Source organism: Chloroflexota bacterium, assembly GCA_014360825.1.
Taxonomy (GTDB): Bacteria; Chloroflexota; Anaerolineae; order UBA2200; family JACIWT01; genus JACIWT01.
In genome coordinates this window covers 73,566-97,184 of record JACIWT010000006.1, presented here as the reverse complement: position 1 = coordinate 97,184, position 23,619 = coordinate 73,566, and the positions used below count along the sequence as shown (strand labels likewise).

Annotated in this window: 22 protein-coding genes and 1 riboswitch; of the genes, 6 read left to right on the top strand and 16 right to left on the bottom strand. The window is 53.9% G+C overall.

Annotated features, from left to right (window positions below; all coding sequences use genetic code 11):
- The first annotated feature begins 17 nt into the window (after nucleotides 1-17).
- From H5T64_05640 to rfbB, 5 genes are all read left to right on the top strand, one after another.
- The gene (locus H5T64_05640) at nucleotides 18-764 is read left to right on the top strand and encodes a hypothetical protein (protein ID MBC7263828.1); all 747 of its coding nucleotides are present in this window, start codon (nucleotides 18-20) and stop codon (nucleotides 762-764) included.
- Nucleotides 761-1,453, top strand: coding sequence for a CpsD/CapB family tyrosine-protein kinase (locus tag H5T64_05635; protein ID MBC7263827.1), 693 nt, complete (start codon nucleotides 761-763; stop codon nucleotides 1,451-1,453). The genes H5T64_05640 and H5T64_05635 overlap by 4 nt, the downstream gene beginning before the upstream one ends.
- A gap of 79 nt (nucleotides 1,454-1,532) precedes the next feature.
- Nucleotides 1,533-2,597 (top strand): glucose-1-phosphate thymidylyltransferase, encoded by a 1,065-nt coding sequence (locus H5T64_05630; GenBank protein MBC7263826.1) that lies wholly within the window; start codon nucleotides 1,533-1,535, stop codon nucleotides 2,595-2,597.
- On the top strand, nucleotides 2,594-3,991 hold the full coding sequence (locus H5T64_05625) for a B12-binding domain-containing radical SAM protein (protein MBC7263825.1): 1,398 nt from the start codon (nucleotides 2,594-2,596) through the stop codon (nucleotides 3,989-3,991). The genes H5T64_05630 and H5T64_05625 overlap by 4 nt, the downstream gene beginning before the upstream one ends.
- Nucleotides 3,992-4,077: 86 nt before the next feature.
- Nucleotides 4,078-5,133, top strand: a complete 1,056-nt coding sequence (gene rfbB, locus H5T64_05620) for a dTDP-glucose 4,6-dehydratase (protein MBC7263824.1) — start codon at nucleotides 4,078-4,080, stop codon at nucleotides 5,131-5,133.
- 1,166 nt (nucleotides 5,134-6,299) lie between these two features.
- Here the strand turns inward: rfbB and thiD are convergent.
- The 15 genes from thiD to H5T64_05545 all read right to left on the bottom strand — a co-directional run bounded on the left by thiD (nucleotide 6,300) and on the right by H5T64_05545 (nucleotide 20,620).
- Nucleotides 6,300-7,097, bottom strand: coding sequence for a bifunctional hydroxymethylpyrimidine kinase/phosphomethylpyrimidine kinase (gene thiD / locus H5T64_05615; protein ID MBC7263823.1), 798 nt, complete (start codon nucleotides 7,095-7,097; stop codon nucleotides 6,300-6,302).
- A 10-nt stretch (nucleotides 7,098-7,107) separates the two neighbouring features.
- Complete coding sequence (gene thiL, locus H5T64_05610) at nucleotides 7,108-8,121, bottom strand: thiamine-phosphate kinase (GenBank protein MBC7263822.1); 1,014 nt, start codon at nucleotides 8,119-8,121, stop codon at nucleotides 7,108-7,110.
- Nucleotides 8,122-8,125: 4 nt separating this feature from the next.
- Nucleotides 8,126-8,758 carry a thiamine phosphate synthase gene (gene thiE / locus H5T64_05605; GenBank protein ID MBC7263821.1) on the bottom strand — a complete coding sequence of 211 codons (633 nt, stop codon included), beginning with the start codon at nucleotides 8,756-8,758 and terminating at the stop codon, nucleotides 8,126-8,128.
- Between the two features lie 21 nt (nucleotides 8,759-8,779).
- Nucleotides 8,780-9,586 carry a hydroxyethylthiazole kinase gene (gene thiM / locus H5T64_05600; protein MBC7263820.1) on the bottom strand — a complete coding sequence of 269 codons (807 nt, stop codon included), beginning with the start codon at nucleotides 9,584-9,586 and terminating at the stop codon, nucleotides 8,780-8,782.
- Nucleotides 9,587-9,711: 125 nt separating this feature from the next.
- A complete protein-coding gene (gene cytX / locus H5T64_05595; protein MBC7263819.1) occupies nucleotides 9,712-11,022 on the bottom strand; it encodes a putative hydroxymethylpyrimidine transporter CytX in 1,311 nt (436 codons plus the stop codon).
- 72 nt (nucleotides 11,023-11,094) lie between these two features.
- Nucleotides 11,095-11,222: riboswitch (TPP riboswitch) on the bottom strand.
- Between the two features lie 130 nt (nucleotides 11,223-11,352).
- On the bottom strand, nucleotides 11,353-11,805 hold the full coding sequence (locus tag H5T64_05590) for a universal stress protein (GenBank protein MBC7263818.1): 453 nt from the start codon (nucleotides 11,803-11,805) through the stop codon (nucleotides 11,353-11,355).
- Between the two features lie 14 nt (nucleotides 11,806-11,819).
- The gene (locus H5T64_05585) at nucleotides 11,820-12,557 is read right to left on the bottom strand and encodes a V-type ATP synthase subunit D (protein MBC7263817.1); all 738 of its coding nucleotides are present in this window, start codon (nucleotides 12,555-12,557) and stop codon (nucleotides 11,820-11,822) included.
- 5 nt (nucleotides 12,558-12,562) lie between these two features.
- Entirely contained in the window at nucleotides 12,563-13,990 is a 1,428-nt protein-coding gene (locus H5T64_05580) for a V-type ATP synthase subunit B (protein ID MBC7263816.1), read from the bottom strand.
- 8 nt (nucleotides 13,991-13,998) lie between these two features.
- Nucleotides 13,999-15,819 carry a V-type ATP synthase subunit A gene (locus H5T64_05575; protein MBC7263815.1) on the bottom strand — a complete coding sequence of 607 codons (1,821 nt, stop codon included), beginning with the start codon at nucleotides 15,817-15,819 and terminating at the stop codon, nucleotides 13,999-14,001.
- On the bottom strand, nucleotides 15,762-16,412 hold the full coding sequence (locus H5T64_05570) for a hypothetical protein (protein MBC7263814.1): 651 nt from the start codon (nucleotides 16,410-16,412) through the stop codon (nucleotides 15,762-15,764). The genes H5T64_05575 and H5T64_05570 overlap by 58 nt, the downstream gene beginning before the upstream one ends.
- A 41-nt stretch (nucleotides 16,413-16,453) precedes the next feature.
- Nucleotides 16,454-16,759, bottom strand: a complete 306-nt coding sequence (locus H5T64_05565) for a V-type ATP synthase subunit F (GenBank protein MBC7263813.1) — start codon at nucleotides 16,757-16,759, stop codon at nucleotides 16,454-16,456.
- A gap of 7 nt (nucleotides 16,760-16,766) precedes the next feature.
- On the bottom strand, nucleotides 16,767-17,207 hold the full coding sequence (locus H5T64_05560; GenBank protein ID MBC7263812.1) for an ATPase: 441 nt from the start codon (nucleotides 17,205-17,207) through the stop codon (nucleotides 16,767-16,769).
- Between the two features lie 30 nt (nucleotides 17,208-17,237).
- On the bottom strand, nucleotides 17,238-19,205 hold the full coding sequence (locus H5T64_05555) for a hypothetical protein (protein ID MBC7263811.1): 1,968 nt from the start codon (nucleotides 19,203-19,205) through the stop codon (nucleotides 17,238-17,240).
- Between the two features lie 22 nt (nucleotides 19,206-19,227).
- Nucleotides 19,228-20,295 (bottom strand): V-type ATPase subunit, encoded by a 1,068-nt coding sequence (locus tag H5T64_05550; GenBank protein ID MBC7263810.1) that lies wholly within the window; start codon nucleotides 20,293-20,295, stop codon nucleotides 19,228-19,230.
- A gap of 4 nt (nucleotides 20,296-20,299) precedes the next feature.
- Nucleotides 20,300-20,620, bottom strand: a complete 321-nt coding sequence (locus tag H5T64_05545; protein ID MBC7263809.1) for a hypothetical protein — start codon at nucleotides 20,618-20,620, stop codon at nucleotides 20,300-20,302.
- Between the two features lie 195 nt (nucleotides 20,621-20,815).
- Between H5T64_05545 and H5T64_05540 the strand changes: the two genes are divergently transcribed.
- Nucleotides 20,816-22,189, top strand: coding sequence for an MATE family efflux transporter (locus H5T64_05540; GenBank protein MBC7263808.1), 1,374 nt, complete (start codon nucleotides 20,816-20,818; stop codon nucleotides 22,187-22,189).
- Between the two features lie 68 nt (nucleotides 22,190-22,257).
- Here the strand turns inward: H5T64_05540 and ugpC are convergent, their stop codons facing one another.
- Nucleotides 22,258-23,358: a sn-glycerol-3-phosphate ABC transporter ATP-binding protein UgpC gene (ugpC, locus tag H5T64_05535; GenBank protein MBC7263807.1), complete on the bottom strand. Its 1,101-nt coding sequence runs from the start codon at nucleotides 23,356-23,358 to the stop codon at nucleotides 22,258-22,260.
- Between the last annotated feature and the right edge of the window lie 261 nt (nucleotides 23,359-23,619).

Genomic DNA, 23,619 nt, shown 5'->3' with positions numbered 1-23,619 from the left:
TTATTGAGGAGGTCTAAGTGGAACTAAGAGAGTATTGGAATATTCTGGTCAGGCGTGCGTGGATTCTCATTTTGTTGGCATGCATCACTTCCGTTAGCGCCTACGTGTTCAGTAAGATGCAGGTTCCCATCTATCGTTCTACCATCCAATTAAACGTTATTCCAGCACGGCTGGATTGGGGCTTGCAGCAGACTATTAAGAATCTCTTGCGCAACTATCGCGGACAGATCGATTCAGATAAGACCGCGGCAGAGGTCATCCGGCGACTCAACATAGACCTTACCCCCGGCGAACTGCGCAAGAAGATGACAGTTAGCCCCATTGAATCCGACTTCTTGATCCAGATTGACGTAGATGATGAGGATCCACTTATCGCGCAACAACTGGCCCAGACCACTGCCGAGGTCTTTGTGGAGAATATCCGCATCTATATGCTGGATCAGGACAAAAGTGATCGAGTGGATGTTTCTATCCGCGACAGCGCCCTGCCCGGCGTGCTTCACAAGCCCAAGACCAAAATCAATACGCTTGCCGGGGCGGTTTTCGGCTTGATATTGGGTTTCGTAGTGATCTTCGTGTTGGAGTGGCTCCAGGCGGATATTATCCACAGCGCGCGAGAGGTGGAACGCTACTTGGGGGTTACGGTTCTGGGTGCCATTCCAACAGCGAGCATGCCAGAACGACGGCCTCAAACCCGCCGCCGGCGTTGGTGGCCTCTGGCAAAGGCCGGACAGCAGGCACAAAGCGAGGAGACATATCTATGAGGACCCAGGATTTGCGCACAGATCTGCTGGTTACTATCTCTGATCCCCGTTCTCCTGTGAGCGAGGCTTATCGCGCTCTGCGGACGAACCTCCAGTTCGCTAGTTTGGACAAGGAACTCCGTACTTTGTTGGTTACATCGGCCGGGCCAGGCGAGGGTAAGTCCACTACTTTAGGTAACTTGGCGGTGACCTTGGCTCAGGCAGAGAAGCGAGTGATTCTCGTGGATTGCGACTTGCGCCGCCCGGTATTGCATAAACTATTCGGTTTGAGCAATGAACGCGGTCTCACGACCATGATGGTAGATGCAGTGGCCATGAAAAATCCACCGCTCCAGGAAACCGGTGTGAATGGTCTGCGTCTTCTGGCGAGCGGCGCACTGCCACCGAGTCCGTCTGACCTGCTCGGCTCACGGCGCATGGACGAGGTCATCCAAGTCTTGTTGGCCGATGCGGACATGCTCTTACTCGATGCCCCACCGGTGATGGCCGTCGCCGACGCGACAGTGCTAGCCACCAAAGTCGACGGCGTTCTGCTTGTCGTCAGTGCTGGCCAGACGAGACGTGACAATGTGAGAGTCGCGAAAAGCCGATTAGAGAAGGTCAACGCCAATTTGCTTGGCGTTGTTCTGAATAATGTGGCCCTGGACACCAGCCTGGGACGCTACTATGCGGGACGAGATGAGATCTAGGCCAGCGACTTGGTCAGAGAATTCCATAGCCGGGGCACGCCCTCGGCTATGCTTTATCTGGATAGGTAGGAGGTTGTAGATGAAGGGGCTTGTTCTTAGTGGCGGAAAGGGCACGCGACTCTATCCAATCACTTATACGAGCGCGAAACAACTCGTCCCAGTGGCGAATAAGCCCGTTCTCTTTCGGGTTATTGAGGCCATCAAAGAAGCGGGGATTATTGACATTGGGGTAGTGGTGGGCGACACAGCGCCCGAGATTATGCAGGCGGTAGGCGATGGCTCTCGTTGGGGAGTGAACATCACTTATATCCCACAGGAAGCACCGCTTGGTCTGGCCCATGCAGTCAAGATCTCGCAGGAATACCTCGGGGAAGAGCGGTTCGTCATGTTTTTGGGTGATAACGTCATCGAGGGTGGTATTTCTGACCTCATTCGCCAGTTCCAAGATTCCGATTACAACTGCCAGATAGTACTCACGCGCGTGGCGAACCCGCGGCTGTATGGCGTGGCCGAACTTAAAGACGGGCGTGTCGTTCGCTTGGTCGAAAAACCCCAGGACCCACCCAGTGACTTAGCGCTGGTGGGCATCTACATGTTCGATCATCACATCTTCGAGGCAGTCAACGCCATCCGTCCCTCCTGGCGTAACGAACTGGAGATCACCGATGCCATCCAATATCTAGTAGACCATGGCTATCGAGTGCATCCTTATATACACGAAGGCTGGTGGATAGACACAGGCCGCCCAGGTGATATGCTCGACGCCAACCGCTTGGTGCTGGAGGAATTGGAACCTTATATTGAGGGATATGTAGACCGTGATTCACGTCTGATTGGCAAGGTAACGGTCGAGAAAGGCGCGGAGATCATTAACAGCGTCATTCGTGGCCCAGCCATCATCGGGGAAGAAACGCGCATCGTCAACTCCTACATTGGCCCTTTCACTTCTATCTATCATCACGTCTTGATCGAGAAGAGCGAGATCGAACATTCCATCATTCTGGAACACTCGCGGATAGTGGACATTGACCAGCGCATTGAAGATAGTCTGATTGGCAGAAATGTTGAGATCGTGCGCTCGCCGCTCAAACCACGGGCCTACAAGATGACGTTAGGTGACAATAGCAAGGTGGGCGTATTGTGAAAGTCACGCTCATTTACCCGGGCATCGTTGGCAAGGGCTTCAACAGCCTGGGCCAAGGCATGGATGCTGGGTGGATAAGCCACGGTCTGGCGATATTGGCTCCCTGCGCTCGTCAAGCGGGGTGCGAGGTGAACCTGATTGATCTCCGGGCTCTCAGAGGCTGGGACCACTTTCGTGAGGAGATTACTCAACGCCGCCCTGATGTTGTCGGGGTGACCATGATGAGCGTGGACTATAACCCAGCGATGAGGTGTCTGGAAATCGTCCGTGAAGCCCTACCCAAAGCCATTACCGTGGTTGGCGGCCCACATCCTACCATAGCGATGGAGGAGTTGGAAGGCAACGATCGCATTGACCACATTTTCCTTGGCGAGGGCGAGATCTCCTTCCCTGAATTCCTGGATAAGATCCAGCATGGTAAGAGAGTGGACCGGGTAATTAAACCCACCCAGCCGGACTTGGACGCTATACCTTTCGCTGACCACGATTTCTTCCTCTCGGAGTGGCGTAAGTGGGGCTACGGCTTGGATTCACCCGAAACACCCTTTGTGCCAGAATTGCCTCCGCCTTTTGTGACCATCATTGCGGGGCGTGGTTGTATCTACAACTGCAGCTACTGCCAACCTGCCGAGCGGATGATATTTGGTCGCAAAGTACGTCGTCGTAGCGTGCCAAACGTGCTGGCGGAGTTACAACAATTGCATGCCAAGTATCACTTCAATAGTTTCATGTTCCATGATGATTGTCTGACCGAAGACCGAGATTGGGTTATCGAGTTCTGTGACGCTTACCGTGCCGCGGGCTTTACCCAACCCTTCTTCTGCCAGAGCCGTGCCGATATCATCGTTCAGAACGAAGATATGGTGAAGCGGATGGCCGAGGTGGGGCTGCGCGGCTATCTTATCGGCTTTGAGAGCGGCAGCGATCGCGTCCTGCGCTTCATTCGCAAAGGCACCAAGCGCTGGCAGAATATCGAGGCGGCGCGCATCTGTCGCAGATACGGGATTTCCATCTGGGCCAACTACATGCTAGGTCTCCCCACGGAGACAAAAGAGGAAGTGATGGAGACCATCAGCATGTTGAAAGAGATTGATCCTGATTACTACAGCCCTGCTTTCTACACGCCTCATCCTGGCAGCGATCTGTTTACTTACTGCCAGGAGCACGATCTGTCTCTGATTAAAGACCACGATAGTTATCGCCGGAATCCCACAGAAGCCAAGATCAAAGGGGTAGATTACGAGTGGTTGAATTGGGCGTTGATAGAATCACAGCGGCGCAGGCCAATCAACGCGCTCAAGCGTCGCATACGTTACCTATGGCAACGTTATGCTCAGCCACGGAAGATCCTGCGGAAAGTGAAGCAGGTAATTGCACACACGATTCGTGTATAACACAGCCGCAGATTATGCTGGATCAATTTCTCCGACATTGGTGTTGGGCCGATCTATCTTACAGATGAGGAGGTAAAGCCCTCAACATGCGGAACATGCTCATCACGGGTGGTGCTGGCTTTATCGGCAGTAATTTCGTTCGCTATATCCTCGATAAATACCCCGACTACCGCGTGGTCGTGTATGACAAACTAACCTATGCCGGCAATCTTGACAATCTCCGGGACGTTGCCGATAACCCACGCTTCCGGTTTGTGAAAGGTGACATATGTGACCCTGCCCACGTTGATGCGGTCATAAGCGAATATGAAATAGACACCATTGTCAATTTCGCTGCCGAAACTCACGTGGACCGCTCGTTAATGGAACCAGGGCATTTTATCCAGACCGATATCTATGGGACCTACGTTCTCCTCGAGGCCGCCAGGAAACACGGTGTTGAGCGCTATCACCAGATAAGCACGGATGAGGTTTATGGTGAGGTGATGGAGGGTTCTGCCAAGGAAACGGATCCTTTGGAAACTCGCAGCCCCTATTCAGCCAGCAAAGCCGGCGCCGATCTGATGGTGCATGCTTATTACGTCAGTTTCGGGGTACCGGTGACCATAACGCGTGGCTCTAACAATATCGGTCCCTTTCAATATCCAGAGAAAGTTGTGCCACTCTTCATCACGAACGCCATTGATGATATCCCTCTACCCCTGTACGGTGACGGTTGCCAGATGCGAGATTATCAATACGTCTTGGATCATTGTGAGGGTATTGATGTCGTGTTACATCACGGCACGCCCGGCGAGATCTATAACTTAGGCACAGGGCTTGAGACGCGAAACATTGACGTGGCACGCATGATATTAGACATTCTGGGCAAGCCCTACTCGCTTATCCAGCCGGTTCAGGATCGTCCTGGCCATGACCGGCGTTACTCACTGGACATCAGTAAGATACGTGCGCTAGGTTGGAAATCGCGCCATTCTTTAGAACAAGCGTTGGGCAAGACGGTACGCTGGTATATCGAAAATGAATGGTGGTGGCGTAAGATCAAGTCGGGGCAGCACTATCAGGAATATTATCGGCGGCAGTACGAAGGACGCGAGTTGCCGAGATCGGCGCTACCATCCCACAAGAACGAGACGCGCTAGCGCTTACTACTGCTATTTGTTGCGAATTTGCCCCGCGGATTACAATCCGCGGGGCATTGGTTTTGTCCAATGTACTGATTTGGAAGTGATAGCATCAAAAATTAGCACTTTCTTGGGCCACGTAGGAGCGAAATCTGGTGATACACCGATCGCTGAGATCTGAGGAATTCAGTCAGATAGGAGGATATGGTAGTGAATCCATTCCGTCGCGACGAAGGGCGATTCTTCATTAGCGATATCTAAGCGGCTTCGGCTTTACTCACGGTTGAAGCAGGAGGCATTGACCGCAGAGCCGGAGATGGAACCGACCCAGTTGTGATCGCTGGGAGTGGCAGGCAGTAGGGGGTGTCCCAGTGGGACGTTCGCCGGCAGCCGAGAAGTGAAGGCAATGGATAACAGCCAGACAGTGGGGAGCCATCGATTTTGAGGGCGGAACCGATGCAGTTGGTAGATGACTTTGACCGCCAACTCATGGCTTGGATTGCGGCGGTGGGGTCCGGGGTAATCTCACCCCTTTACGAGGATTCAAAAAGACCAAGATATGCTGAAAGCAATACGACATAAAGTTAAGCATGAAAGAGCCCTTTTCCCAGACCTCTCAACATAATGGTGTTACTTGTTATATACCATTATGCTGCTATATAGAGACAAACTAGCTGCTCACTACTTAGCAAGTTAGGACTCGCCGCACGGAGAAACCTAACGGTCGGTCGAGACGCGGGACCCCTGTCTCGATCACGTCCTCACGACTGAACAATACTATCTGGCACACGCGTCCCACGTTGAGTTGCCGCTCCCCATTCAAGTTCAAGTTGCTGTCAGCGCGCACTGGATACCGAATGCGTCGGTAGGACTCCTCTGTAGATTGGTATGCACCCTACCCACTGCATAAACCCGAACTCGAGGAGCAAGGGTTAGCCGTCGCGCGCCGTCTGCGTAATGGGGCTGGACTGAAGTGTGAGCTTTTTAGGATGGCGTCTCTCATGAGTCTAGAGCCAGTAGCCGACCTCAAAATATGCAGGACCGTCGTTGCCCACGATAGGAACTGCTCAAATTGGACATTCTAAGTTACGAAATGATGCATTAGGTTGCCGATTTGTGGCCTCTCTTGACGGGTTTACACGGTTGAGGTCTACTGGCCCTGACTATAGTGTCCTTTAATCCATCTATTTGCAAAATTCGGCCAAGTGGTTGAGGGGGCCGTGTCCCTGGCCCAGGTGCAGATTCGCCGAGGCCCGCAGCGTCATCGTCAGGTATGCTTTTGCTGCGCTCACTGACTCTTGCACCGATCGCCCCTTTGCTAATTCGGCAGCGATGGCGGAGGCGAATGTACAACCAGTACCATGAGTGTTTCTCGTCTCAATCCGAGGTGCGGTGAACTCGATGAAGCCGTGGCCGTCGTAAAGGACGTCAATGCTCTCACCTGAGCAAGGCAGATGCCCTCCTTTGACCACCACATTTTGTGCCCCTAGCCGGTGTATTGCCCGGGCTGCTTCCTTCATAGCCTCTAGGCTCCCAATCTCCATTCCGGTGAGGGCTTGGGCTTCGTGTAGATTGGGGGTAAGTACCTTGGCCAGGGGAATAAGGAGGTTCACCAGGGCCTGGCGAGCATCTTCCCTCAGGAGTGGATCACCGCTCTTGGCTATCATAACGGGGTCCACTACCAGGTTAGGAAGATTGTACTCTCTTACTTTTGCTGCCACCACGGCGATGATCTCTGCGTTGGCTAACATCCCCGTTTTCACGGCGTCTACACCGATGTCCGTCACTACGGAGTCTATCTGTAAGCCCACGAAATCGGCTGGCAACTCGATCACCCCTTGGACGCCCACCGTGTTCTGAGCGGTGACGGCGGTGACAGCACTCATGCCATAGACACCTAGGGCGGCAAAAGTCTTGAGGTCAGCCTGGAGCCCGGCCCCGCCGCCAGAGTCCGAGCCAGCAATGGTCATCGCTCTTTTCATGCCTTTCTCCTTATCGGAAATGATCCCAACCCTCGTGTTCCAGTGAGAAGGATTCCCCGCTCTCACGGACCACCTGTATCCCCTCTTTGGCAGGCACTATTTCTCCTATCACTGAAACTGGCGTACCCGTCTCTTCATGTACAAGGGCAGCCAGTTTCTCTGCCTTCTCTGATGGCACGGTGAAAAGCAATTCGTAGTCCTCTCCCCCGCCAAGAGCCCATTTCAGAGGGTCTTTCTCCATTGCCTCTGCTATTTCCCGCGCAACTTCAGAGATGGGAAGGCGCTCGACCCAGACCCTTGCTCCAACCCCGCTTCTCTCGCAGATGTGTCCGAGGTCACCGAGTGTACCGTCGCTGATGTCTATCATAGCAGTGGCCATGCCCGACTTGGCGATGGTCCTCCCCTCTTTGAGACGCGGGGTAGGCGTAAGATGGGCCTCTAGGACCCGCTGAGCGCGAGCCTTCTTACAGCGCGTCTCTGGAGCGAGTAGATATGCTAAGCCGGCAGCCGAATCTCCGACATAACCGGTGACCAGCACCCTATCACCCACCTTCGCCCCGGAGCGCAATAGAAGATGCTCCGGCTCCACCTCCCCCAACAGGAAGATATCCACAATCAAACCTGATGGTGAACGGGCTATGTTGCCGCCTACGATGTTTACTCCACAACAATCCGTTTCTGCTTTTATGCCTTCGTACATAGCGTCTACGTATGATACTGAGGTGTCCTCTGGTAGGACCAGTGAAACCAAAAGTTGCTTGGGCACGCCGCCCATAGAGGCGATATCACTCAAATTGATGGCCACGGCTTTTCTACCCAGTTGGTAAGGCGAGATTTTATCCCTAATGAAATGAATCCCTTCCACCTGGATATCGCAGGTAGCCAGGTGGTATTTGTCACCGCCGCCAGTGCGGAGCACAGCCACGTCATCGCCAATGCCCACTACCACATCGTCGCCTGGCTCACCCACCATTTTGGCGATGCGGGCGATAAGCCCAAACTCCCCCAATTTGGAAACGCGCATCTATCTATCGCTCCCTTCTTGCCATTGCTATTTTCTCTCGCAACGCCTTAGCAGCGGCTGTGATATCCGGTGCAGCCACTACTGCCGAGATCACCGCCACGCCATCGGCGCCTGCCTTGATGACTTCTTCCACATTCTCCTCATTTATGCCGCCGATGGCTATCACCGGGATATGGACAACACCGGCGATAAGGCGTAGTCCTTCCAGCCCAGTCGGGGAGGGAGCATCTGGCTTAGTGGGGGTGGTGAAGACAGGCGAGGCCGAGACATAGTCTGCGCCATCCGCCTCGGCTTGCAGGGCTTCCTCCACGGTAGAAACCGAAACGCCCACGATTCTGTTCGACCCCATCAGTTTTCGGGCGAGATTTGCCGGCATATCCTCTTGGCCCACATGCACTCCATCCGCCTCCACGGCCAGCGCTACATCTACCCGGTCATTGACGATGAAAGCCACCCCCCGTTCCAGGGTGAGTTTCCGCAGCGCTAACCCGGCCTCGATCAGTTCTCTCGTTGAGGCCTCCTTGTCCCGGAGTTGGATGACAGTAGCGCCTCCCTCGATGGCTGCTTGAGCTACCTGCAGGTGGGACTTGCCTCGCGCAAGGTTGCGATCGGTGATCACATGCAAACTCCAATCCATTCTCTCATCTCCGAGATCAACTCACAAGAACTGAACTCTCGCCCCGGCCATTATTTGTTCTGTGGATAGGTTGTATAGGCTATCGAAGAGGGCCGTCTTGAAACTCCCCGGCCCCTTGGCTTCAGCGGCAGCCAGTTCAGCGGCCAAGCCGAAGCAGGCCAAACCTGCGGCGGTGGCTATTAGATGGTCATTCTCCACAGCAACGAAGGCGGCGATGACCGTAGTAGCCATGCACCCAGTGCCAGTGATGGTTTTTAGCATGATGTGTCCGTTGTCCACTGCTATAGCGCGCTTGCCATCGGAGATGATATCCCTCTTGCCGGTGATGGCGACTGTGGTCTTGAATTTGCTGGCTAAACCACAGGCCACCTGGAGAGGATCCCTTAACTCTTCGACTGATTCGACTCCCTTCACCTTCCCCCCCAGACCAGCCAGGGTGCCTACTTCACCCGGATTGCCGCGCAAGACGGCGATCCTAAGTTCGCTTAAGAGGCGCAAATTGCTCTCGGTGCGCAATCTAGTGGCCCCGGCCCCTACTGGGTCGAGGATAATCGGGATGCCTATCTCATTGGCCCTCTTTCCAGCCACTATCATCGAATTCACCCACTCAGGCGTGAGTGTGCCGGGATTCAGCACCAACGCTCCGGCTATGCCCACCATCTCGGCTACTTCCTCCTTGGCATGGGCCATCACTGGCAGAGCGCCCAAAGCCAAGGTAACATTGGCTGTGTCATTCATGACCACAAAATTGGTGATGTGGTGGAGCAAGGGCTTCTGCTGTCGGATTTTTTCCAGTAGTTTGGCTACTGTTTCGCTTAACTCGCTCAATTTTTCCTCCTCGATTTGACCTGTGTGTGAATCCACTGCATCGCGGCTGAGAGTCAGAAAGACCCTTCGGCCTTTCGACGATCTGTGGGTCGGCCCTGAAAATCTCTTATCTTGTTCCCAGGCTGCTATCCGCTTATCTGCTCCCTAACCTGCTGCCTGATTCCGCCGAAAGCCAGGTGCAGAACAGAAGCGGCTAGGAAACTGGGCACAGAGGCACCCAGCCACGGCACCCAACGCGCGATGACCTGGTAGATAAGAATTCCCAGGGCCCAGGCGAGCACCGCTCGCCAATTTACTCCTTGGTTATACCAGTAGAGCCCCTTTGGACGATAAAGTTCGTTCACTTCGTAACGCCTCTTCCGGAGGACGAAATAATCGGCAGCCAGAATTCCGAAGAGGGGGCTGAACACGGAGCCAATGAAAAGCAGAAAACCCTCGTACTGAGCAAGGGGCACGGTGGCAGCCAGGGCGAAACAGGTGACACCTACACCCACTGCCAGCCACCACTGTTTGGCTTTGGATAAGATGTTCTGGCCGGAGACGGCGGCCGAGTAGATATCAGCGAAGCAGTTGTCTGTCTCGTCCACCAAAATGAGAAGGAGAACCACCCATCCACCCGTCACAGCCATGATGGCCGGGATGAGATCGGCGGTCTTGAGGGTTAGGATGAAAAGGGCCCCCAAGCCATAGAACCAGACATTGGCCAGGAAGTAGCCGAGGTAGGTACCCCAAAAGGCTTGGCTGGTATGGCGGGCAAAGCGATTGTAATCGGCCACCAGGGGCATCCAAGAAATTGGCATGGCCACTACCAAATCAACGGCCAGCCAAAACGGGAGTTCGCCTGTGCCAGGTTGACGCAGCAGAGCCCCGATGTCATAGTGAGAGAAGAGATAGTATGTGAGATAGATGGTGATGGCATAAACCAACCAGACGGCGAACTTCTCTAGCCACTGCCGCACCACTACCAACGGCCCGCCAATAGCCAGTAAGGTACACCAGCCTGCAAAAAAGAGAGCCCACAGGAAATAATTAGAGAAACCGAGAAGAGCCTGAGAGATGGTGTTAGCCGCCTGGGCCATGATGATGATCTCGAAGGCTCCCCAGCCGATGAGTTGAAGGATGTTGAGGAAAGTAGGCAGGTAGGAGCCGCGTATGCCCAGCACGGGACGCAGCATGACCATGGTCGGGATAGCACAGTCACTGCCTACTACACCAGCCAAGGCCAGGAGCAGGTTGCCTATGGCCGTGCCGACGACGATGGCCAGCAGAGCCTGGCCTAGACTCAGACCGGGCACGAGGAAAGTCCCGGCTAGCAACACCAATAACCCCACCCCCAGGCTCGTCCACAGGGCGAAATAGTCCAGAAATCCCAGGATCCTGTGCTTGTTGGGAACAGGCTCGATGCCCCATTCGGGAGGAGCCTTTAGTTTGAGCATCTTTCGCCTCCTTGCTTTATTGCACCTACTCACAAAAGGAGCCGTCGGCCTGGGGAAAACAAGCCGACGGCTCTCGAATATCCTTCGCTTCCCTCCGCTAGCATTACCCAGGTCAGGTTCATGGGGTCGGCGATTATGCCCTCAGAAGGGGCAAGTCGCCCTCTCAGCCCGGCCGTTACCGAGCTCCCCCAGCGTTTATGCTATTTGTTTTATATTATAGCCCTCGAAGACGATACTGTCAAATTGGCCACGTACTGCGCCAATGGGTGCAGTGAGTGATCTCGAAAAATCTCGCCTCTGAATCCGATGGAAAGGCCCATACTCTGGGGATCAACCTTGCACAACCAGCACTGGACAGGGAGCATATTCAATGACGCGCTCCGCAACACTACCAATCATGACGCGTCGAGGACCCCGTTGTCCCACCCGCCCAATGACTATCAGATCTACGCCTCGTTCCCGTGCTTCGGCTGTGATTTCTTGCTGGGGTATCCCAACACGTAATGTCACGGTGGCCGTCTGGCCGGCAGCAGCAGCCAGGTTGGAAGCGTAATTCAGGTAGCGTTGCCCTTGTATTTTGAGTTCTGCCTGCAGATCTTCGTCTGCGCGCCCCGAAAAACGTGCTATTTCTGCTGTGGATCTAGTATCCACTACATACAGAAAACACAAGTTCGCCCGATGGGTTTGGGCCACGCGGATGGCCAATCGAGCCGCATTGAGCGAGGTCTCGGAACCGTCAATGGGTACCAGGATCTGCTGAAACGGTGCTCGTGTGGCTTCCACTCGATCCTCCTTCCCTAGCCAAACTCACCTGATCGAGGGTTGGATCCCATAATATCACGGTAAATAGGCGACTTCCCACCAGAGATATCACGATATGGCTGTCCGTACTCGCGCGTGGGTGGTCCGATTGTTGGGCGAGCTGTCTTAGTCTTGATGCGTTTGAGTCGGAAAGCCTCCTCTCGTTCACGCTCCTCCAGAGCGCTTTCGATAAAGGCCACAGCGGACTCATAGTAGGGTATGAAGATGTGCTGCAAGGCATTCACCCGCCGCTGGGTCTTCTGTAGTTCCTTGGCTAGTCTCCACACCGAGGTGACGAATTCTGCAAACTGGGGTATACGAGCCACGACGGCTCGAAAACGCATGCTGGCTTCATCGAGCGCGACGGTGGTATCTCCTAATCCATAGGGCATTTCGGGTGGCTCGCCATAACTTTCCACAATAGGAACTGGGACTCCCATCACGCTGTGCAACTTGACGCGAACTTCAACGGTTTTGTTAACCGCCAGCGCAGCCCACTCTACGCGCTCCTGACCCATGACTAACCTTGCTTCCTCCAAGGCACGGTAGGCCGTTGTTAATAATTTCCACAGCTCTTCTTGAAGCGTCTCCGCGTCATGTGCCAGGTGCACCAACTCGGCGGTTAGCACTTCGCGCTTCTTGTCTAAAATCTCGTACCCCTCGCGTGCCAGTTGGAGGTTCTGCTTGAGCCGAAGAAGATTGCTGCGCGTAGGCTGGATATTAATCTGTGGCATGCAAACTACTTCCCCTCACGGTAATACTGCCGAATCTCCTCTTCAGTGAGGCGCGTGAGTTCTTCTTGAGGCAGGATGGACACAACGCGCCAGCCGATTTTCAGAGTTTCTCCCATACTTCGGTTTTCGGATGTTCCTTGACTCAGAAACTCTCGCTCGAATGCGTGCCCAAATTCCAGGTATAGCCGGTCCACCGCCGATAGTTCCTCCTCGCCGATTACAGACGCCAGCGCTCGTACGCTCTGAACATGCGCGTATGCGGCATATAGTTGTGCAGCGAGGTGTGAGTGGTCCGCCCGCGTACGACCTGCTCCAATACTATCTTTCATTAGCCTCGACAGACTCGGCAATACGGCGATAGGGGGGTAAATGCCCTGCTGAAACAAATCCCGTCCGAGCACAATCTGTCCCTCGGCAATGTAGCCCGTGAGATCTGGCACTGGGTGGGTGATATCATCGTTTGGCATGGTGAGGATTGCGATCTGGGTTATGGACCCGGCGCTGCCTTTGATCCGGCCTGTCCGCTCATAAATTGACGCCAGGTCACTGTATAGGTAGCCAGGGTAACCCTTGCGACTGGGCACCTCTCCTCGGATATTCGATATCTGACGTAGGGCTTCACAGTAATTGGTCATATCGGTTAATATAACCAATACGTGCATTTGGCGATCGAAGGCCAGATACTCGGCCAGAGTCAAGGCCACTCGAGGTGTTACCAGTCGCTCCACTGGCGGATCATCGGCTAAGTTCAGAAACGCGGCTACGCGTGGTAGAGCACCGCTTTCTGCAAATGACTCCTGGAAATACGTGGCTACGTCGTGCTTCACACCTATAGCAGCGAAAACGACAACAAACTTCGCAGAAGGTTTCTGGTCTGAAGCGATATCTTGGCGCTCCGTCTCTACAGGCATGCCCAGTTCGGCCTGCCGTACTATTTGGGCAGCCAGTTGATCGTGAGGCAATCCACTGCCTGAAAAAATAGGCAATTTCTGTCCCATCACCAGCGTGTTCATCCCGTCAATGCCAGAGATGCCCGTTTGAATGTAGTCCTGCGGGTAAACGCGTGCCGTGGGATTAATGGGCTCGCCATTGACGTTAACGTAGCGGTCAGCCAATGGCGGCGGACCGCCGTCTATGGGCTCGCCCATGCCGTTGAACACACGCCCCAGCATCTCTTCAGACACCGGGATGTGTAGCGGATGCCCAAGGAAGCGTATCCGAGTGTCCTCGATATCAAGGCCAGTGGTGCCAGCAAATACCTCCAGGACTGCCACGTCCTCCCCCACTTCCAACACTCGCCCTAACCGCTGCCGCCCTTGGCTGTCAATGACCTCCACAATTTCGTCGTAGCCTGCATTGCGCACCCCTTGTACCACCACAATGGGGCCCTCGACGCGAGCCACGCCGATAATTTCTCGCTCCCCGTAGTTTATCTGCTCGGTCACTTGTATTCTGCCTCTAACTTGTCCATTTGGTCGTCCAAATCTTTACGTATCTTCTTGAATTCCTCTAACTGCTCGTTGCGAACGACGGATTTCATCCGCATCAACGAATTTAATACTGGCAGATCGCGAAGTACCACGATGGGGCAGCCTCGTTCGATGATCTGCTCTGCCCTCTTATGAAAATGCAAAATAAGATCTAACATCTGAACTTGTTTCTGCAATGTGGTGTAAGTGTCTATCTCCTCCAGAGCGTTCTGTTGCAAGAAACCCTCTCTCAGGATCCTGGCGGTTTCCAGGATCAGCCTTTGGTCATCAGGCAACGCATCCGGGCCCACCAATTTGACGATTTGCTCCAGGTGGCTCTCCCGCTGCAAGATTGCCATCGCCTGGTCACGCATAGTCCTCCAATCTTGTCCTATCTGTTCCTGCCACCAATGGGCTACATCATCCACGTACTCGCTATAACTCTCCAGCCAATTGATAGCGGGAAAGTGGCGGGCTGATGCTAATGCTTTATCCAGCGCCCAGAAACATCTAATGAAACGCTTGGTGTGCTGAGTTACGGGCTCTGAGAAGTCTCCACCTGGAGGAGATACAGCGCCAATTACACTTACAGAGCCAGGCTGCCCTCCGAGCGTTTCCACATAGCCAGCACGCTCATAGAACTCTGCTAATCGGGCAGCCAAGTACGCCGGGTATCCCTCTTCGGCAGGCATCTCTTCTAATCGTCCTGAGATCTCTCGCAACGCTTCTGCCCAACGGGATGTCGAATCCGCCATCAGTGCTACGTGATAACCCATATCGCGATAATATTCCGCGATGGTGATTCCGGTGTATATGCTGGCTTCGCGGGCTGCCACGGGCATGTTGGAGGTGTTGGCGATAAGCACAGTCCTTTCCATCAAGGGGCGGCCGCTGCGCGGGTCAACAAGCGCAGGAAATGCTCGCAGCAGGTCCGTCATCTCGTTGCCCCGCTCGCCGCAACCGACATAGACCACCACATCAGCATCGCTCCACTTTGCAATTTGGTGCTGTAAAATCGTCTTGCCAGCACCGAAGCCGCCAGGGATAGCAGCCGCACCGCCTTTAGCCAGAGGAAAAAGGGTATCCAATACTCGCTGACCCGTGATGAGTGGAACGGTTGAAGTCAGGCGATTTCGATAAGGGCGGGGCCGGCGAACAGGCCAGCGCTGTAACATTGTCAGGACGCGCTCGCCACTTTCTGTCTGCACCCGTGCAATTGGTTCCTCAAGGGTATATTCTCCCGGTGGTGCCACCCAGGTGAATATACCCTCGACATCCAAGGGGACCATTACGTGGTGTTCCAAAGATTGGGTCTCCGGGACTGTGCCCAGGATTATGCCTCCAGTAGCCTTCTCCCCTTCTTTAACTCTGGGCCTAAATTCCCAGCGGGCTTTGCGGTATAGGGGAGTGAGGTGCACACCACGCCTGATAAAGGAGCCGCTACGTATCTCCAGTACTGGCAACGGCCGTTGCAGGCCATCAAAAATACTGCCTAGAAGGCCTGGCCCTAACTCCACTGAGAGCGGCAGTCCTGTACCATATACTGGTGCGCCAGGCCGCATGCCCGACGTTTCTTCGTAGACCTGGATCGTAACCACTGAATCTTCGAGGCCGATGACCTCGCCGACCAATCGCTCCTCACCCACTTCGACTACTTCCAGCATGCCTATTTGGCGCGAGCCCCGGGCTTGTACCACGGGCCCGTTGATTCGGATCACTGTTCCAACTGGTTGGCTCACGATCCATGCTCTCCTATCAACAAGCGATATACTGGTGCACGGATAGTTTCCCATCGCCGATTCAGTCTGATTTCCAGCGTGTTATCATAGCGCTGGCGTCCGTCCGTGGTCTCAGCGATGATGCCTGTACCATGCTCCAATTCTGGACCAATCTCCAGTTGGACTTTTAGGTCCTTTGCGAGCGCAGCCAGCGCGGTCTCAGGTAGCAAGGAGCGAGTTTTGGCATCGGCACTGATACGTATGGGATCCGAGTTCAGGCTCATTACTGCTTCGCGGATCAGTTGCTCGGCAATTTGACGGTAATTGCTCCACTGCTGCACAGAAGCCAATTTTCTGTGCGCTTCCTCGAACACTTGGTTTAGTAGGCCCTCGCGACGCTGAAGCCGCATGGTTTGCGCCTGGAGTTGGGCTGTGATAACTGCCTGCTTCCGGATTTGATCTGCTTCCCGGAGGGCGCGCTCTAAGATTGCTTTTCGTTCCCCCTGGGCTCGCTCGTGTGCCTCCTGGCGAAGGCGTTCTGCCTTAGCCTGGGCGTCGGCTAATATTTGCTCTGCTTCCGCTGTCGCCCTGCCCAACACCGCACGTGATAGCGCACTCGAGCCCTCGCTTTCGGATTTCGCAATTCTGTTGTTCCAGTCTTTGGCCATCTTATTTTGACCACCATCAGTTTTTGGGTAGTTAGGGGTCTCTAAAACTTCACTCCAACGGCTCGGCGGATTACTTCACTAAGAGACGGTTGATCTGGGCGCGGTCCTGCAGGCCCGGGGATCTCAACCACTAATGGTACCGTGCTGCGCATTTTGAGTTGCGCCATTCTGGCTGGAACCAAGTCCGCCGCATCCTCTGTTACAATCACTATGCCAATTTGGGGATCGTTCAGAGCCTGATCGAGAGCCAGGTTGACCTGCGGGGCACTTTCTGCTACCTGCCCGTGAACACCGGCCAGCGAGAAGCCAAGCACAGTTTCTGCATTTCCTATGACTGCCATCTTCATCGTCGCGCTACCGACCCAAGATCATGAAAGCAATGATCAGTCCGTAGATGGCTATTCCCTCAGCCAAACCGACGAAGATCAACGCTCGTCCGAAGGTCTCTGGTTTTTCAGCGATAGTGGCTACCGCCGCAGAGCCGGTGCTGCTCACAGCAATAGCAGCGCCGATAGATGCCAACCCCACTGCAAGCGCTGCAGCCAAAGAAGCATAAGGGTCCCCCTGGGGTTCTGGAGTGGTCTGTGCGGTCGCTTGGGCAGTCGAGGGCCACAAGAAACACAGAAGGGCATAGGCGATGAGCACAAGCGCTATCACGGTGTTCAAACGACCCAGTCCTGATATGAAGATCTCTATTCCTGCCCGTGAAGATCGCCCGCGTTGCTGTCTGGTAGCCAAGCGAGTTACCAGTGGGATTACTGCCAATCCGGTCAGTACTATAACAAACACAATCATGAAAACCTCCTTGCTTTGTGTATGCTCTTACTATTCTTTTGCTTGCGATAGCAACTTCAGCGGTGTGTAACTTGCTCCTCCGCCCGTAAAGAACTTGCTAAAGAACTCATAGTATTCAAGACGCAGGGTCTGAATACCCACGATTAGTCCCTCGAACCCTATGATAACCAAATTGCCCAGCGCTGCCACAAGCCAATACCCAATGCCATGGCTTGGGCTGACCATCTCAGCTAGAATAAAGACCACAGCACTCAAGCCACCATGGGCCACCGCAAATGCCCCCATGCGCACATATGAGAGTGTGTTGCTGAGAAAGCCCAATAATGTCTCGAATAGTTCAAAAAAAGCCTGGACGAGATATGTCCCGAAACCACTTTCGAGCAGCGGTCTGCGCCCCGCAATCCAATTGGACAGAACCCCCTCGAACACGATCGCGATGCCCGCTATCCCAGCGAGTAGACCGAAAATCGTGGAGCTCAAAGGTATAGGCAGGTTGGGGGCAAAAGTTTTCACCACGAATCCAACCAAAGCCCAATATAGCACGATCCCTGCGATCCCATTACGACCGCTGATGAAATGCCCCCAGTCACGCGCGAGCCAGGCATTTGCCAGATAGCACAGAAATCCTATGTTTAGTAATGCTGTTCCCGTTATCACTGTCACTAACAAAATATCGCTGATGTTCCTCAGTGGACGAAGCCAAAGTGCGGGTAATATGTGCTCCAGGCCAAAGACGCTGCCATACAAAAACCCAAAGAGCGTGGCTACTAGCCCGCACAGGAAAATGAGCGGGCCCAGGTCACCAAGTCCTCGCAAAACTTTCACTCGCCGGCTGATCAGCAACCCACCCAACAACGTCATCACCGCTCCGTGACCCACATCACCAAACATAATCCCAAAGATGAGAGGATATGTCAGGGCCATCAGTGGCGTAGGGTCGATCTCGGCGTAACGCGGATACCCATAGTTCGTGACTAACTGCTGAAATGGTCGCAGGAAGGGGGGATTATTCAAGGAAGTTGGTACATTTTGGTTCTCATTATGCCGGACGGGGGTCCGGGCCTCGATAAAGATTGCACTGGACACTTGATGAAGTTGCTGGCTGAGGTTTTCGACTCGATCAGTGGGTACCCAGCCAACAATGAGGTACGTATAGTGTCGTTTGCCATAACGAACCACCGCCTCCGCCACCATCCGGCTTATACGTAGGCGCCACAATAAGGCTCTCAGTTGACGCCCCAGAGTGTTGTGCCTTCTCTCGATTTCTACCTTCTGGTCAGCGATGTGTTGCTCCATGCGCTTGATACCAGCGCGAACGGCGGCAATGATTTGGTCGGGGGTGCCGCGGTAATCGTCGGGCAGTTTCAGAGGGTTGAGGTAGGCGCTGCGAGCGGCTCGCTCTAGGATACCTGCATCGCGCCGAGCACCGACAAGCAAAACAACTGCTTGCCGATTCTCTTCGCGTAGAATCAACAGTACATAAGGGATGTGGATTAGGCTGGTGCGCAGTCGCTCCACGTTGTCTGCCGGCATGATGCCCAATAACGCCACCAGGTAACGCAGACTACGCAGGGCGCTGATGTCAATATCCAAGTGCATGAGAGGCTCAAGTTGGTAGATATAGCGCTGGAGTTGCTCTAACCTCTTCTGCCCTTGTTCTAAATCGCGGGTGATCTCCTGAATCTCCTGCTCTATGTGATCTATCGTCAGGGAAACCAAATCTATGTCAATGAGCTGGAGTTTTGCGAGCTCTGGTGATGGCTGACCTTCTTCCACATTCAACGTCTTCATCAGTGTTAATACCCTGCGTTCCAGCGCAGAATAGGCAGCGGACCGCTGCTGCCAATTATCTTCAGAGCCAGATTCGGCTTCCAAACTTAGATGACTGACGTCTACTGGATGGAAAACCCCCTGCTCCGCCAACAACTCGGTTACGGCTAGAACATCTTTTTCCGGGACCACTAATTCGATTTCTGTCATTGCTTGGGGCAAAAACATGATTTAAGACCCTATTCCTGGCTTAATTATGAGCCCATCCCAACACCAAATGCGGTTTGAATACCTCGGCTGGCATCCCAGCGGCCTTAGCCTCAATTAAAACGGTCAGATCCTGGATCTCAAATTCGCTCAGGAGCAAGTAAGCCAATGGAATACCCAGATGAAATGGATATCCGACGAAGGTGGTTTGGCACTGTTTCGCCACATATCGTTGCAACTGTATCTCCAACTCAGGCAACCCCCTCTGTGGTTCTCGAAGCAGAGAGCGCACGTCCGGGAGGTCAGGATAGCAGCGCGTAATCACCTGAGTCATATCACCTCCCGCCGCAATTGTTCGGATATCTTCATCACGCACTTTGTAGCCAAAAGGCACCGTGTAATTGATGATCTCTTCCTCTGACAGATGGTGATAGACTCGGTATCGCATAGCCCATAGCAAGTTCGTCACATCTATTTGAGTCCCAATAATGCGCATCGCTTGTTGGTAATCCTCACCCGAAAGGCGGTTCACATCATCCCAGAGTGCACGGAGGTAATCCAGATCGAGCGCCACTTCAAGGGGGAAAAGGCTCCGTTCGGTTGTATAGCGTTCCAGCGCGTAGGAAAGACTCTCATAATAAGGTGTTCCGCGGAGCAATTCCACGGCGGCATTCACATTGCCTGTCCTCAACAATTCTTCCGGGCGCAGTACAGTGAAATAACTCAAGGGGAAGAGGACGTAGCGCACCTGTTCCCAGGTGGCGCCGGTTGCTATCCCACGCAATATGGCCTTCAAGTTATCTATTTCGTAAAGCCGCCACAGCTGAAGGACCAAGTGTTGCCGGGATTCTGGCGTAGATTGAATGATTGTATTGTATGTATCGGCTAAGTGCTTCTTGATTTGATAGACAGCCCGGCGAGGGGTGAGTTCTTCGCGGTCGATCTGAAGGTATGGGGCGTAAACTGTTTCTGCTAACATACTTAGCAGGGCATTGCAGTCACGAGCATGACAAAGAGTTTCCCAGGTTGCCGCGGTCAACATAGTTGAGTAGCGGGCTCGCACTATGGCGTGTAGGACGGCATACTCCTGGACAGCGGTGACGTTAGCCACGCGATTATTTGCCTCCCACCGCTATTTGCTCCAGCACGAAGTGGACTGCGCGGTCGAAGTTCTTTTTTGCCAAGGCTTCCATCTGCTCGATTTCCCGTTCTGCTTGTTGCAAGATATCTCGTCGTTCGGATTCAGCCTGTACCCGCGCTTTCGCAAGCAGTCCTTCCGCCTCTTGAATGGCTTTGGCTCTCTCCATCTCTACTATGGTCTTGGCCTCCTGCTGCGCGTTTTCTATCAAGCGCATTGCGCTTTGCTCCGCTTGGTCGCGGATGGCCGCCGCCTGTTTTTCGATGTCGAAGATTTGCTGGATAACTTTTGTGTCCAAACACCCCTCCTAGAGTCACGTGGCCACATCGCCTGTGTATGGCGGGCTATATGTGCTTCGTTGCCATAGATAATGAATCTCTATGCCCTCGTCCGCGCACGCTATTATATGCCCTGCTCGGCGTTTTTGCAAGTGAAGGCTGCCAGTGCTATTATAGGGCTCGTTCTGCATGCTGCATTCGGAGCGTGTGAATCTGTGACCGTTTCCATGACGCCGACCACCGATCTTATCCTCACCCGTGAAAACATCACCCGTAACTACATCGCGCTGGCTTTGCCCGCCGTCGGTGAGAACCTCCTGACCATGATGGTCTTTTTCTCTAACACTTTCTTAGTTGGGTGGATGAAAGACCCGGCAGCTCTGGCTGCAGTGAGCCTGGCAGGTCTCTTCCTGCAAATCGCGCAGAGTCTTTTTACGGCGATTGCAATTAGTGCCACGTCACTGGTCGCCCACTACTGGGGGGCAAGAGAATATGAGCGCGCGAGGGAAGTGGCTGCCCACTCTGTATGGTTTTCGTTCTTGGCTGCTCTGTTGACCGTTGCTATACTCTGGCCTCTGGCAGAGCAGTTGCTGTGTCTCATGGGCGCGACCGAACGGGTGGTGGAATTAGGTGCTTTATATATGCGGCTGGTTTTGTCCACGTCATTTTTCCTCTTCCCAATGATCGTGTTGAATGGCGTCATGCGCGGTTCAGGCGATACGCGCACACCTATGGTAATTACTGGCCTTATGAACGTGTTGAATGTCGTCGTTGCCGCGGTGCTTATTTTCGGGCTAGGCCCGATTCCACCAATGGGTATTGCGGGTGCGGGCATAGGAACAGCCCTGGCTCGATTGCTTGGCGGGGTGCTCACCCTGGCTCTGATCTTCACAGGGCGGCGATTTGTGAAGGTGGGGTTTCGCGACCTACTGATTATTAAGCGCGGAGTGATCCGCGATCTCATTGGCCTGAGCGTGCCCAATGCTGCCGAGACAGTTGTCATGCGCCTGGGTTCCGTACTCTTCATGCGCATTGTCTCCGGATTAGGAGAGGTCACTCTGGCGGCGCATCAAGTGGCGGTAGCAGTGGAATCCCTGTCTTTCATGCCCGGCTTTGGTTTCAGCGCCGCCAGCACGACCCTGGTGGGGCAGTCCCTGGGTGCGGGAAAGGGGGATTTGGCTGAAGAAACAACCTGGCGCGGCCTGCGTTTTGCGCTGGCAGTGATGGGCCTCCTGGCTGTGAGTTTCGCCCTCTTTGGCCCACAGATGGCAGCGTTTTTTGGGGCTACGCCAGAGGTATTGGAATTGGCGGGACGCGCCGTGCAAATTGGGGCGTTGGAACAGTTACCCCTCGGCGCTTTGATGGTTCTAAGTGGCAGCCTGCGTGGCGCAGGTGATATGAAATCGCCGATGTATGCTACGTTTGCCGGGACGTTTATCGCCCGCGTGCCTATAGTCTATTTGTTCGCCAACATCTTTGGCTGGGGACTCAATGGTGTATGGCTAGGCACTGCCGTAGACTGGACCTGCCGGGCTGCATTCATCTATTTTCTCTTCCGACGTGGCGAGTGGAAGAAGAGTCGGCCCTGAGGTTGGGGCCAGAAAGAAAAAGGGGGATCCGTCTATGGATTCCCCTTTGGTAAGACTAACCCAGTGGCTCAGCGAATAGCCTTTTCCGTCTTCCGGTCGAAGAGGTGAATGGCCCCCATATCGAAAGCCACCCCTAATCTCTTCCCAGGGCGCGCCGAAGTGCGTGGATTTACGCGGGCAATGAATGAATTGCCATTGCTGACCAGATAGACGTACACTTCGTTACCCATCAACTCCGTCACTTCGACCAGGGCTTCGACATACTGGGCCGTGATGCCGGGCGGGGCGAATTCCCGGTCATGAATGTTCTCTGGTCGGATACCGAAGATTATCTCTTGACCCAGGTAATCTTTCAGTGGAGGGACCCGATCCGATGGCACTTTGACCCTGAAACTGCCCGCATCGATGAACACTTCCTCGTCTGAGGCCTCCAATTTAGCATTGAAGAAATTCATGGCGGGACTTCCAATGAAGCCAGCGACGAAAATATTGCCGGGTTTGTCGTAGAGATTTTGGGGCGTATCCAACTGCTGCAAAACACCCTCTTTCATGACTGCGATGCGAGTGCCCATCGTCATGGCTTCCGTCTGATCGTGGGTTACATAAATGAACGTCGTCGCCAAGCGTTGATGTAATTTGGAGATTTCCGCACGGGTCTGCACACGCAGTTTGGCATCAAGGTTGGAGAGAGGCTCATCCATTAAGAATACTTGAGGCTCGCGCACGATGGCCCGTCCCAGCGCGACGCGCTGGCGTTGGCCGCCAGAGAGCTGCTTGGGTTTACGGTCCAGTAAATGCTCGATGCCCAGAATATTTGCTGCCTCTTTGACCCGCTTGTCAATCTCCGTCTTGGGCATTTTGCGGAGTTTGAGGCCAAAGGCCATATTGTCATACACACTCATGTGTGGATAGAGCGCATAACTCTGGAACACCATGGCGATATCGCGGTCTTTGGGAGCAATGTCGTTCACCACGCGATCGCCGATTTTGATGATCCCCTCGGTTACCTCTTCTAAGCCGGCCAACAAGCGCAACGCAGTGGTCTTGCCACAACCCGAAGGGCCTACTAGAACCAAGAACTCTTTATCTTGCACCTCCAGACTCAAGTCGTTCACAGCCACGACGTCGCCAAATCGCTTCGTGACATGGTCGTACACCACACTCGCCATCTTGCCCTCCTTAATATCGCGAGAAAAGCCAGCAGTGCAAATGTGTTGGTAAAGACATATACCCAGTAAATAGGTTTGATTTTAATTTATTATACTCGGTATCTTGTATTTGTCCAAATGTTCTTTTCTCTGGCTCACATCCCTTTCCTAGAAGAGATGCAAACGCTTACCGCCGAAAGGCGACTTTGCAAAAAACATGTAACTCATTAAAATCGAACACCGCTCATAGCAGTTTAATTGTACAAGAAAGGAGTTCTGCTT

What these genes read in the sequence shown, in the direction of transcription:
- H5T64_05635 (MBC7263827.1), top strand. Translation starts at nt 761, where the DNA reads ATGAGGACCCAGGATTTGCGCACAGATCTGCTGGTTACTATCTCTGAT.
- H5T64_05630 (MBC7263826.1), top strand. Translation starts at nt 1,533, where the DNA reads ATGAAGGGGCTTGTTCTTAGTGGCGGAAAGGGCACGCGACTCTATCCA.
- rfbB (MBC7263824.1), top strand. Translation starts at nt 4,078, where the DNA reads ATGCGGAACATGCTCATCACGGGTGGTGCTGGCTTTATCGGCAGTAAT.
- thiD (MBC7263823.1), bottom strand. Translation starts at nt 7,097, where the DNA reads ATGAAAAGAGCGATGACCATTGCTGGCTCGGACTCTGGCGGCGGGGCC.
- thiL (MBC7263822.1), bottom strand. Translation starts at nt 8,121, where the DNA reads ATGCGCGTTTCCAAATTGGGGGAGTTTGGGCTTATCGCCCGCATCGCC.
- thiE (MBC7263821.1), bottom strand. Translation starts at nt 8,758, where the DNA reads ATGGATTGGAGTTTGCATGTGATCACCGATCGCAACCTTGCGCGAGGC.
- cytX (MBC7263819.1), bottom strand. Translation starts at nt 11,022, where the DNA reads ATGCTCAAACTAAAGGCTCCTCCCGAATGGGGCATCGAGCCTGTTCCC.
- H5T64_05585 (MBC7263817.1), bottom strand. Translation starts at nt 12,557, where the DNA reads ATGCCACAGATTAATATCCAGCCTACGCGCAGCAATCTTCTTCGGCTC.
- H5T64_05575 (MBC7263815.1), bottom strand. Translation starts at nt 15,819, where the DNA reads ATGGGAAACTATCCGTGCACCAGTATATCGCTTGTTGATAGGAGAGCA.
- H5T64_05570 (MBC7263814.1), bottom strand. Translation starts at nt 16,412, where the DNA reads ATGGCCAAAGACTGGAACAACAGAATTGCGAAATCCGAAAGCGAGGGC.
- H5T64_05565 (MBC7263813.1), bottom strand. Translation starts at nt 16,759, where the DNA reads ATGAAGATGGCAGTCATAGGAAATGCAGAAACTGTGCTTGGCTTCTCG.
- H5T64_05560 (MBC7263812.1), bottom strand. Translation starts at nt 17,207, where the DNA reads ATGATTGTGTTTGTTATAGTACTGACCGGATTGGCAGTAATCCCACTG.
- H5T64_05555 (MBC7263811.1), bottom strand. Translation starts at nt 19,205, where the DNA reads ATGTTTTTGCCCCAAGCAATGACAGAAATCGAATTAGTGGTCCCGGAA.
- ugpC (MBC7263807.1), bottom strand. Translation starts at nt 23,358, where the DNA reads ATGGCGAGTGTGGTGTACGACCATGTCACGAAGCGATTTGGCGACGTC.